We start from the raw sequence: 10,359 nt of genomic DNA, 5'->3' as shown, positions 1-10,359 counted from the left end.
GCGCGGAGGCGAGCGCGGAACCACCCGGCCGGACCGCAGGCGCCCCGTCCGGGCAGCCGCCCGGCGCCGTCGCGCCGGACACCGTCCACCCCGGGCCGACGTAGCCGGGCCGACTTAGCCGGGCGGCCCGGGCCGGGCGGCCGGTGCCGGGTCAGCCGAGGCGGCCGACGTGGATGGCCACGACGGCGACCGCGGACCGTGGCCTCCCTGCTCTCGTACGGGACCCGGTAGCGCCCGACGCGCATCCGGCGCAGGTCGGGCGAGCCGTACTCGGCGGCGTCCTCCGGCCAGGGCTGCTCGGCGAGCAGGTCGACGGCGTCCATCAGCTGCCGCAGACCGTCCGGGTCGTCCTTGAGGAACCGGACGGGGCCGCGTCGATCGCGGCCCCGTCCCGGACGACCGCGTACGTCACGCGTACGTCACCCGCGCTCCAGGCCGAGCCGGGCACGGACATCAGCGTGCGGGACGGTCGCCACAACGCCGGAGCGCCCGCGCTCGCGGTACAGCGCCAGCGCCAGGGCCTCCTCCAGGCCGGCGAGTTCCTGGGGACTGATGAGCACGGCCGCCGGCTGGCCGTGGTCGGTGATGGTGATGCGTTCGCCGGCATGGGACGCGCGGCGGACCAGCGACGCGAGGCGGGCTCGCGCCTCGGTGGGCGGCAGGGTGTCACTCATGTGCAGAAAGGTACGCTTCACGCACCCCCGCGGGGAGGGAACGCCGAAGCCGCGAGCGGTGGGCATTTCCCGGCGCCCGGTGCTGCTCTTACAAAGCAGAGGCCGGCAGGTCCCCCGCCGGGTACCCGCCGGGTGCGTCCGGCATCACATGCCCCAGGCGGTGACCCCGACCGTACGGGGCGGTAACTTCGCATCCGGTCCGCAATGCCGCACACCCTTGGAGCCCCGATGCCCGAAGCCGTCATCGTTTCCACTGCCCGCTCGCCCATCGGGCGCGCCTTCAAGGGATCCCTGAAGGACATGCGGCCGGACGACCTGACCGCGACGATCATCCAGGCCGCCCTCGCCAAGGTCCCCGAGCTGGACCCGCGCGAGATCGACGACCTCATGCTCGGCTGCGGTCTGCCCGGCGGCGAGCAGGGGCACAACCTGGGCCGCATCGTCGCCGTGCAGATGGGCATGGACCACCTGCCGGGCTGCACGATCACCCGGTACTGCTCCTCCTCCCTGCAGACCTCCCGCATGGCGCTGCACGCCATCAAGGCCGGCGAGGGCGACGTCTTCATCTCGGCCGGTGTCGAGACGGTCTCCCGCTCCGTGAAGGGCACCAGCGACGGCCTGCCGGAGACCCACAACCCGTTCTTCGCCGACGCCGAGGCCCGCACCGCCGCCGTCGCCGAGAGCGAGGGCGCGTCCTGGCACGACCCGCGCGAGGACGGCCTGGTGCCGGACGCGTACATCTCGATGGGCCAGACCGCCGAGAACCTGGCCCGCCTCAAGGGCGTCACCCGCGCGGACATGGACGAGTTCGGCGTGCGTTCGCAGAACCTCGCCGAGCAGGCCATCGCCAAGGGCTTCTGGGAGCGGGAGATCACCCCGGTCACCACCCCGGACGGCACGGTCGTCAGCAAGGACGACGGCCCGCGCGCCGGCGTCACGCTGGAGGCCGTCCAGGGCCTCAAGCCCGTCTTCCGCCCCGACGGCCTGGTCACCGCCGGCAACTGCTGCCCGCTCAACGACGGCGCCGCCGCCCTCGTGATCATGAGCGACACCAAGGCGCGCGAGCTGGGCCTGACCCCGCTGGCCCGGATCGTCTCCACCGGCGTCTCCGGCCTCTCCCCCGAGATCATGGGCCTGGGCCCGGTCGAGGCGTCCAAGCAGGCCCTCAAGCGGGCCGGCCTGACCATCGACGACATCGACCTGGTCGAGATCAACGAGGCCTTCGCCGCCCAGGTGATCCCGTCCTACCGCGACCTCGGCATCGACATCGACAAGCTGAACGTCAACGGCGGCGCCATCGCCGTCGGTCACCCCTTCGGGATGACCGGCGCCCGGCTCACCACCACCCTGATCAACAGCCTCCAGTTCCACGACAAGCAGTTCGGCCTGGAGACGATGTGCGTCGGCGGCGGCCAGGGCATGGCCATGGTCATCGAGCGGCTGAGCTGAGCCGTAGCGGAGGGTAGGGGTCGTCGCGAGGAACGAGCGGCGGCACCTGCCCGCAGCGGAGGCGAAGCTCAGCGCGACCACGAGCACGAGCGGCTGAGCTGAGCGATGGCGAAGCTCAGCACGAGCGGCTGAGCCGAGCCGAGCTGAGCCGTAGCGGAGGGTCAGGGGTCGCCACCCGTTTGTCACGGCGACCCCGCCCCCACGCGCCTGAGCTGAGGCTTTGTGGACGGGGATCATCCGTTCCAATCCTCTCGCGGCCGATCTGTGACCGAATCTCCCTCAGGATGTGACCTTTGTCCTGGGGGATCAGTATTTGTGCAGGTCAGAGCAGGTGCGCACGAGGTCCCTGAGACCAAAGACCTGTCCTTTTCGTGACGTAATGCACTGCACGCCATTCCCAGGTCAGGACACTCTGTTGTAGGAAGTCGGGGGATCGAAACACATCAGGAGTTAGTCAGTGAGCGCCATGTCTCTTGCCCTGCTGCTGACCACGGCCGCCGCCACGGCCGTGGGCGCTGCTGCGCTGCACGCCGTCCACGGCCTCCGCAAGCAGGTCACGGCCCTGCGCGGCGAGCTCGCCGCCTCGGTCCACCTGAGCGGTACGACCGTCCCCCACGCCCGCAGCGCCGGCGACAGCCCGGCCGCGGAAATACGAGCCGCCGTGGCCGAGGCGCTCGCCGAGGAGCGCGAGCGCGAGCTGGCCGAGGCGCGGGCCTTCTGGGCCGCGCAGGAGGCCCGGGACGCCGCGGACTCCCCCAGCTTCGCCGGCGACACCCCGTCCTCGCTGCTGGGCGGCCTGTCCGGGCTCGGCGAGGACAACCCGGTCTTCCTCCCCCGCCAGGCGGACCTGGTGGGGCTGGAGCCGGTGCTCGGCGAGGAGCTGGCCGGGGGCGCAGCGCGCCCGGAGGCCGGCGGGGAGTACCCCGAGGACTCCCCGGAGCTGGCCGCGGCCCGCCGCCGCCACCCCTCGCACCCCGACTTCGTCCCCGTCCAGCCCCACCCCGGCGCCGACCACGAGCGCACCGTGAACCGGCTGGAGGAGCTCGCGCAGGCCCGTACGGCCCTGGCGGACGTCCGGCCCGGCCCGCTGGGCACCCTCGACGTCTACGTGTTCACCGACGGCACCACGCTCTGCATGACCCCGGGCCACCGGGAGACCGCCGAGCGCCTCGCCGAGGCCCTGCGCTCGGGCTCCGCGCCGGTGCTGCTGGGCGGCTCGGGCATTTCCGGCGCCTACGCGCTGACGTTCTCCTGCGGCGACTCCGAGGACCCCGACAGCAACGTCTACATCCTCGCGGACCGGGTCATCGCATCGCTCTGATCTCCGCCTGCTCCACCAGCCGCACGGCCTCGTCCAGGACCTCGGACGGGGCCGTCGCCGTGTCCGGGCCCCCGCCGGCGTCCGCCGCCCGCAGCGCCTCCACCAGGTCCAGCCCGGCCACCGCCAGCTGGTCGCCGACGGCGAAGACCCCGGCGTTCGGCATCACCCGCGGCGCGGCGCCCTCGGGCAGCCCCTCCAGCCGCTGCGCCCGCTGCGAGAGCTCCCGGGCCAGGGCCAGGCCCTCGGCGGCCGCACCGCGCTGCAGACGGCTCTGCGGGGCCGCGCGCAGCCGGTCGGCGAAACGTTCCACGGCGGCGCTCAGGGGCGAAGTATCCAGCACCCGCCCGACCTTACGCGCCGTACACGCACCATTGCCAACGGGCGAACGCTCGGGCACGGTGTCGTGAAGAGAACAGCACGACGGCGATACCCCCGGAGGCGCCCATGTCCGTAGAGTTCTCCGAGCAGACCCATCGCAACATGATCGACCGCATCCCCCGGACCACCGGTCGTGATCTCACCGACTGGCTCCGTGCCGTGGACGAAGGCCCCTCCCTCGTCCGCTTCGAGGAGAAGCTGAGCTGGCTGCGCGGCGCGTACGACCTGTCGTACGGCCAGGCCAAGGCCATCCTGCACGAGCACGACCTGCGCCGGGCCGCCAGAAAATTCGGCTGACCCCTCCCCGCAGACGCCCCCACACGCACGCACACGCACCACACGCCCCACACGCACCCGACCGACACGCGGAAAGCCCCGCGAGCTCGATGCCCGCGGGGCTTTCCCGTGTTCCGTGCCGGACGCCGGGACCTCACGATCCCCCGGGGACCTGAAGGCCCCTCAGCCGTCCGGGTGCTGCTAGTCGTCGCCCGAGAGGATCTGGAACAGGCGCAGCAGCTCCAGGTAGATCCACACCAGGGTCATGGTGAGGCCGAAGGCCGCCAGCCAGGACTCCTCGCGCGGGGCGCCGTACGTCACGCCGTCCTCGACCTGCTTGAAGTCCAGGGCGAGGAAGCAGGCGCCGAGGATGACGCCCACGATGCCGAAGAGGATGCCGAGGCCGCCGCTGCGGAAGCCGAGGCCGTCGCCGCCGCCGAAGAGGGAGAACAGCAGGTTGACGGCCATCAGCAGCATGAAGCCCATCGCCGCGGCCATCACGAAGCCGTAGAAGCGGCGGGTCACGCGGATCCAGCGCATCTTGTACGCGAACAGCACCGCGGCGAAGACGCACATCGTGCCGAGCACGGCCTGGATGACCACACCGGGGCCGATGTAGGTGCTGGTGGCCGAGCTGATCACGCCGAGGAAGACGCCCTCGAAGGCGGCGTAGCCCAGGATCAGCGCCGGGACCGGCTTGCTCTTGAAGGTCTGGACGAGCGCCAGGACCATCGCGATCAGCGCGGCGCCGATGGCGATGCCGTAGGACTTGCCGATGTTGGCGGCGTCGACCGGCAGGGCCACCCAGGAGATGACCGCCGTCAGGACGACCGTGCCGAGCGTCATGGCCGTACGGCTCACGACGTCGTCCATGGTCATCGCGTTCGTGCGCACGGCCGTGGCCGGCATGCCCGTCTGCGGGTCGGCCGCGTACGGGTTGGTGGCGTACGGGTTCGCCGCGTACGGGTTGTTCGCGGTCCCGGCCTGCTGCTGCGCGTCAAAGCCCGCGTAGCCGCCGTTGTCGCGGCTGAACCCCCGTCGCGAGAAGACCGGGTTGCTGCTCCTCATCTCACTCCTCCATGGCCACCGAGCGCGGCCTTGCATCAAGAGTAATGGCCTCGCAAAAAAATCACCCTACTGCTGGAGGAGGATCTTAGGAGAAGACGCGGCAAAGCGCAGCGGGCGGCAGGGTGCGGATGAGGGGAGCCGGGAGTGCCCGAGGCCGGACTTGAACCGGCACGGCCCGAGGGCCAGCGAGGTTTAAGCTCGCCGTGTCTGCCATTCCACCACCCGGGCGAGGCGTGCGGCTCCCGCGGAAAAAGCCTGTGGACGCAATGGCGAGCCTAACGGGAACGCTCCCCCCGCCGGACGGCGCGCATTCCGATGTTGTCTGATTTTATTGGCGATTGATCGGGCGTCAGACCGCAGAACAGGCGGTCGCCCGCAGTCCCGGCGCGATCACCGGCCCGTCGGGATTGACGGGATTTCGATGGCCCTGCGACCGTGCACGCCACCCCGGGCCACCCCCTCCCCCGTCATACCAGAGGAGGATGCGGCGGCACCGCCGTCAGACTCCAGTGGGCCGCAGAACAAGCACGGCGGCTGATCCGCGGGCCGGGTGGACGCCGCGAGGATGGAAACGTCCCGCACCACGCGACGCCGGACGTCCTTCAGTCCTTCGGCCGTTCAGTCGTTCGGTCGTTCAGTCGTTCCGTCCACCCGGACGCGATGCCGGACGCCCTTCAGTACGCGACGCCGGACGTCCTTGCCGTACGCGTCCGCCCCGTCCGCAGAGCCCGACAGGAGTCTTCCGTGACCACCATGAACTACGCCCCGCACACCGCCCAGGCGGTGGCCGCCCGCGCCACCGGCCTCTCCAAGGTGTACGGCCAGGGCGAGACCCAGGTGGTCGCGCTCGACAACGTCTCCGTCGACTTCGGCCAGGGCCAGTTCACCGCGATCATGGGCCCGTCCGGCTCCGGCAAGTCCACGCTCATGCACTGCGTGGCGGGCCTGGACACCTTCTCCTCCGGCTCGGTCCGGATCGGCGAGACCGAGCTCGGCTCCCTGAAGGACAAGCAGCTGACCCGGCTGCGCCGGGACAAGATCGGCTTCATCTTCCAGGCGTTCAACCTGCTGCCGACCCTGACGGCGCTGGAGAACATCACGCTGCCGATGGACATCGCCGGCCGCAAGGCCGACCAGCAGTGGCTGGACACCGTGATCGAGATGGTCGGCCTCGCCGGCCGGCTCAGCCACCGCCCGACCCAGCTCTCCGGCGGCCAGCAGCAGCGCGTGGCCGTCGCCCGCGCCCTGGCCTCCCGCCCCGAGATCATCTTCGGCGACGAGCCCACCGGAAACCTCGACTCCCGCTCCGGCGCCGAGGTCCTCGGCTTCCTGCGCAACTCCGTGCGCGAGCTGGGCCAGACCGTCGTGATGGTCACCCACGACCCCGTCGCCGCCTCGTACGCCGACCGCGTCATCTTCCTCGCCGACGGCCGGATCGTCGACGAGATGCTGCGCCCGAGCGCCGACGGCGTGCTCGACCGGATGAAGGCCTTCGACGCCAAGGGCCGCACGAGCTGATCAGTCACTGATCAGCGAAGCCACCGAAGCCCACCGAACAGACTTCCAGCCCAGGACTGATTCCCCATGTTCCGTACCGCCCTGCGCAACGTGCTCGCGCACAAGGCCAGACTGCTGATGACGGTGCTCGCCGTCACCCTCGGCGTCGCCTTCGTCGCCGGCACCCTCGTCTTCACCGACACCCTCAGCAAGTCCCTCTCCGGACAGTCCGCCAAGAGCTACGACGGGGTCGCCGTCTCCGTCAGCTCCTACGGCGCCGCCCGCGACGAGAACGGCGTCAAGGAGGGCGACCCCGGCATCAGCCAGCAGACCCTGGAGAAGGTCAAGGCCGTCAAGGGCGTCGACACCGTCTCCGGCCGGGTCTCCGGCTTCGCCGGCGTCGGCGACGAGAACGGCAAGCTGATCGGCACCGGCTGGGCCAACCAGGGCTCCAACTACGCCCCGGTCAAGGACGGCAAGGACCCGCGCTACGCGTTCACGGAAGGAGGCGGCCCGGCCGCCGCCGGCCAGATCGCCCTCGACCAGGAGACCGCGCGCAAGGGCTCGTACAAGGTCGGCGACAAGGTCCGCGTCGCCACCAACGGCCCGGTGCAGGAGTACACCCTCACCGGTGTCTTCACCACCGACGACGGTCAGGTCAACGCGGGCGGCAGCCTGGTCCTGTTCGACACCCCCACCGCGCAGGCGCTCTACCTCCAGCCCGGCTTCTACCGCGAGCTGTCGGTCGCCGCCAAGGCCGGCACCTCCGCCGACCAGCTGCTCGCCGACATCAAGCCGCTGCTCGGCAAGAACGCCGAGGCCAAGACCGGCGCCGCGCTCGCCGCGGAGCAGGCCAAGGCGATCGAGCGGCAGATGAGCGGCATGAGCACCGGCCTGCTGATCTTCGCGGGCATCTCGCTCTTCGTCGGCATCTTCCTCATCTACAACACCTTCACCATGCTGGTCGCCCAGCGCACCAAGGAGCTGGCCCTGCTGCGCGCCGTCGGCGCCGCCCGCGGCCAGGTCGTCCGCTCCGTGCTGGCCGAGGCCGGCCTGGTGGGCGTCATCTCCGCCGCCATCGGCCTGGCCGGCGGCATCGGCCTGGCGATCGGCATGCGCGTGCTGATGGAGAGCGCCTTCGACGCGAAGATGCCCGCCGGCGACCTGGTCGTCGCCCCCGCCACCGTGGTCGCCGCCGTGCTCATCGGCGTGGTCGTCACCGTCGTCGCCGCGCTGTTGCCGGCCTGGCGTACCGGCCGGATCCCCCCGGTCGCCGCGATGGGCAGCGCCCACCTGCCGGCCACCGCCAAGTCCCTGGTGCTGCGCAACGTCTTCGGCAGCCTGCTCGTCCTGCTCGGCGTGGGCGTCACCCTCCTCGGCGTCTCGCAGGGCAGCGACGGCCGCTACACGGTCGCCGCCGGCGGGTTCTTCCTGCTCCTGGGCCTGATCGTGCTGCTCCCGCTGCTGTCGAAGCCGGTCATCGCGGCCGTCCGGCCGCTGCTGACCCGCGTCTTCGGGGTGCCCGGCAAACTGGCCGCGCAGAACGCGGTGCGCAACCCGCGCCGTACCGCCGTCACCGCCGCCTCGCTCGCCATCGGCCTGACGCTCGTCACCGCCATGTCGGTCATCGGCGTCACCGTGGGCCAGGCCGTGGACCGGATGAGCACGGACAAGCTCAAGGCGCACTACAAGGTCACCATGTCCGGCGGCATGGGCGGCCTGGACAAGTCCGTCGCCGAGACCCTGGCCAAGGCGCCCGGCATCAAGGCGGTGTCCCCGCAGACGGCCGGCTACCTCAAGATCAACGACACGTTCAAGGCGGCCTCGGGCGTCAACCCGGCGGCCATCGGCCAGCTGCTCAACGTCGAGGTCACCAGCGGCGACCTGGCCGCCCTCGGCCGGGGCGAGGTGGCCGTCGCGGAGAAGACCGCCAAGAGCGCGGGCCTGTCGGTCGGCTCCACCGTCGACGTCAAGTTCGAGGACGGCGCCAAGGCCAAGCTCAAGGTCGGCGCGGTCTACAAGGACCTCGACAGGCTGCTGTCGCCGTACGTCATGGACGACAAGGTCCTGTCCGCCCACAGCGAGGAACCGTTCATCCCCGAGGTGTACGTGAACACCGCCGCCGGCGAGTCCAAGGCCGGCGAGAAGGCCGTCATCGACGCGCTCGGCAACAACCCGGCGATCACCGTCGCCACCCAGCAGGACATGCGCAACGAGATGGGCGGCGTGGTCAACACCGCGCTGAACATCATGTACGGCCTGCTCGGCATGGCCCTGATCATCTCGGTGCTCGGCGTGGTCAACACCCTGGCGATGTCCGTCTTCGAGCGGACCCAGGAGATCGGCATGCTGCGGGCCGTCGGCCTGGACCGGGGCCGGGTCAAGAACATGATCCGCCTGGAGTCCGTGGTGATCTCGCTCTTCGGTGCGGTGCTCGGAGTCGCGGCCGGCATCTTCCTCGCCTGGGCGGGCGGCACCACCATCAGCAAGTCCGTCCCCGGCTACGAGCTGATCCTGCCGTTCGACCGGCTCGGCGTCTTCCTGCTGCTGGCCGCGCTGGTCGGCATCCTGGCCGCCATGTGGCCGGCCCGCAGCGCCGCCCGGCTGAACATGCTGACGGCCATCAAGACGGAGTAGCACCGACGGCAACGGCAACGGGCCCCGCGACCACCGGTCGCGGGGCCCGTTGCCGTTGCCGCCCGCAGGTGCGCCCGCCCCGCCTCAGGCGGCCGGCCAGACGCGGGTGCGCAGGGGCAGCCGCGAGGCACCGCCCGGCGCCGCCTTGACCGCCAGGACCTGGTTCACGCCCAGCCGGCCCCGCTCGAAACCGAGGGCGGACGCGGCCATGTAGAGCTGCCACACCCTCGCCCGGCCGGGCGAGGTCAGCGCGACCGCCTCGTCCCAGCGGGCCTCCAGGCGGGCCACCCAGGCGCGCAGGGTCAGTGCGTAGTGCTCGCGCAGCGATTCGACGTCGCGGACCTCGAAGCCGGCCCCCTCCAGCTCGGCGACCGTGGTGCCCAGCGGCGACAGCTCGCCGTCGGGGAAGACGTAGGCGTCGATGAACTCGTCGATGCGGTAGGCGCTTTCGTCCGGCTCGGGGCGGCGGGCGATCTGGTGGTTGAGCAGCCGGCCGCCGGGGCGCAGCAGCCCGTACAGGTCGCGGGCGTAGGCGCGGTAGCCGGTGGAGCCGACGTGCTCGGCCATGCCGATCGACGAAACGGCGTCGTACGGACCGTCCTTGACGTCGCGGTAGTCCTGGACCCGGATCTCGATGCGGTCGGCCAGGCCCTCCTCGGCGACCCGCTTGCGGGCGTACGCGGCCTGCTCGCGGGAGAGCGTGATGCCGGTGACCTGGGCGCCGTACTCGCGGGCCGCGTGCAGCGCCATGGAGCCCCAGCCGCATCCGACGTCGAGGAGCCGCTGGCCGGCGCCGAGGCCGAGCTTGCGGCAGACCAGGTCGAGTTTGGCGTGCTGGGCCTCCTCCAGGGTGCCGCGGGGCTGCCAGTAGGCGCAGGAGTACACCATGGACGGGCCGAGGACGAGGGCGTAGAAGTCGTTGCCGACGTCGTAGTGGTGGCTGACGGCCGCCTTGTCGCGGCCCCGGGAGTGGATGGCCCCGCCGCGGCGCAGGGCCTCCTCGGCGGGCGGCGCCGGCGCCGGCAGCGGCCTCGCGAGCACGAGCAGGTCGCGTACGGC

General features: G+C 71.5%; 9 protein-coding genes and 1 tRNA gene. 5 read left to right on the top strand and 5 right to left on the bottom strand.

Annotated elements, in window-relative coordinates; genetic code table 11:
• Positions 1 to 419: 419 nt before the first annotated feature.
• Positions 420 to 674: a type II toxin-antitoxin system Phd/YefM family antitoxin gene (locus GPJ59_RS27495; protein WP_219670389.1), complete on the bottom strand. Its 255-nt coding sequence runs from the start codon at positions 672 to 674 to the stop codon at positions 420 to 422.
• A 228-nt stretch (positions 675 to 902) separates the two neighbouring features.
• On the opposite strand from GPJ59_RS27495, the gene GPJ59_RS27490 reads away from it, so the two are divergent.
• Positions 903 to 2,123, top strand: coding sequence for an acetyl-CoA C-acetyltransferase (locus GPJ59_RS27490; RefSeq protein ID WP_219670388.1), 1,221 nt, complete (start codon positions 903 to 905; stop codon positions 2,121 to 2,123).
• Between the two features lie 466 nt (positions 2,124 to 2,589).
• On the top strand, positions 2,590 to 3,444 hold the full coding sequence (locus GPJ59_RS27485; protein ID WP_219670391.1) for a hypothetical protein: 855 nt from the start codon (positions 2,590 to 2,592) through the stop codon (positions 3,442 to 3,444).
• Here GPJ59_RS27485 and GPJ59_RS27480 read toward each other — a convergent pair.
• Positions 3,428 to 3,784: a hypothetical protein gene (locus tag GPJ59_RS27480; RefSeq protein ID WP_219670387.1), complete on the bottom strand. Its 357-nt coding sequence runs from the start codon at positions 3,782 to 3,784 to the stop codon at positions 3,428 to 3,430. The genes GPJ59_RS27485 and GPJ59_RS27480 overlap by 17 nt on opposite strands.
• Before the next feature lie 104 nt (positions 3,785 to 3,888).
• Here GPJ59_RS27480 and GPJ59_RS27475 point away from each other — a divergent pair, with 104 nt between their 5' ends.
• Positions 3,889 to 4,119, top strand: a complete 231-nt coding sequence (locus GPJ59_RS27475; protein WP_219670386.1) for a DUF4287 domain-containing protein — start codon at positions 3,889 to 3,891, stop codon at positions 4,117 to 4,119.
• A gap of 180 nt (positions 4,120 to 4,299) precedes the next feature.
• Here the strand turns inward: GPJ59_RS27475 and GPJ59_RS27470 are convergent, their stop codons facing one another.
• Both GPJ59_RS27470 and GPJ59_RS27465 read right to left on the bottom strand, forming a co-directional pair.
• On the bottom strand, positions 4,300 to 5,166 hold the full coding sequence (locus GPJ59_RS27470; RefSeq protein ID WP_219670385.1) for a Bax inhibitor-1/YccA family protein: 867 nt from the start codon (positions 5,164 to 5,166) through the stop codon (positions 4,300 to 4,302).
• 145 nt (positions 5,167 to 5,311) lie between these two features.
• A tRNA-Leu gene (locus tag GPJ59_RS27465) sits at positions 5,312 to 5,394 on the bottom strand.
• Positions 5,395 to 5,919: 525 nt separating this feature from the next.
• On the opposite strand from GPJ59_RS27465, the gene GPJ59_RS27460 reads away from it, so the two are divergent.
• Positions 5,920 to 6,684, top strand: coding sequence for an ABC transporter ATP-binding protein (locus GPJ59_RS27460; protein ID WP_219670390.1), 765 nt, complete (start codon positions 5,920 to 5,922; stop codon positions 6,682 to 6,684).
• A 66-nt stretch (positions 6,685 to 6,750) separates the two neighbouring features.
• The gene (locus GPJ59_RS27455) at positions 6,751 to 9,300 is read left to right on the top strand and encodes an ABC transporter permease (RefSeq protein ID WP_219670384.1); all 2,550 of its coding nucleotides are present in this window, start codon (positions 6,751 to 6,753) and stop codon (positions 9,298 to 9,300) included.
• A gap of 84 nt (positions 9,301 to 9,384) precedes the next feature.
• Here the strand turns inward: GPJ59_RS27455 and GPJ59_RS27450 are convergent.
• The coding region (locus GPJ59_RS27450; RefSeq protein WP_219670383.1) for an SAM-dependent methyltransferase at positions 9,385 to 10,359 on the bottom strand (975 nt) is incomplete at its 5' end.

Source organism: Streptomyces bambusae (assembly GCF_019400985.1).
GTDB lineage: Bacteria > Actinomycetota > Actinomycetes > Streptomycetales > Streptomycetaceae > Streptomyces > Streptomyces bambusae_A.
This window is presented reverse-complemented; position numbering and strand designations above follow the sequence as displayed.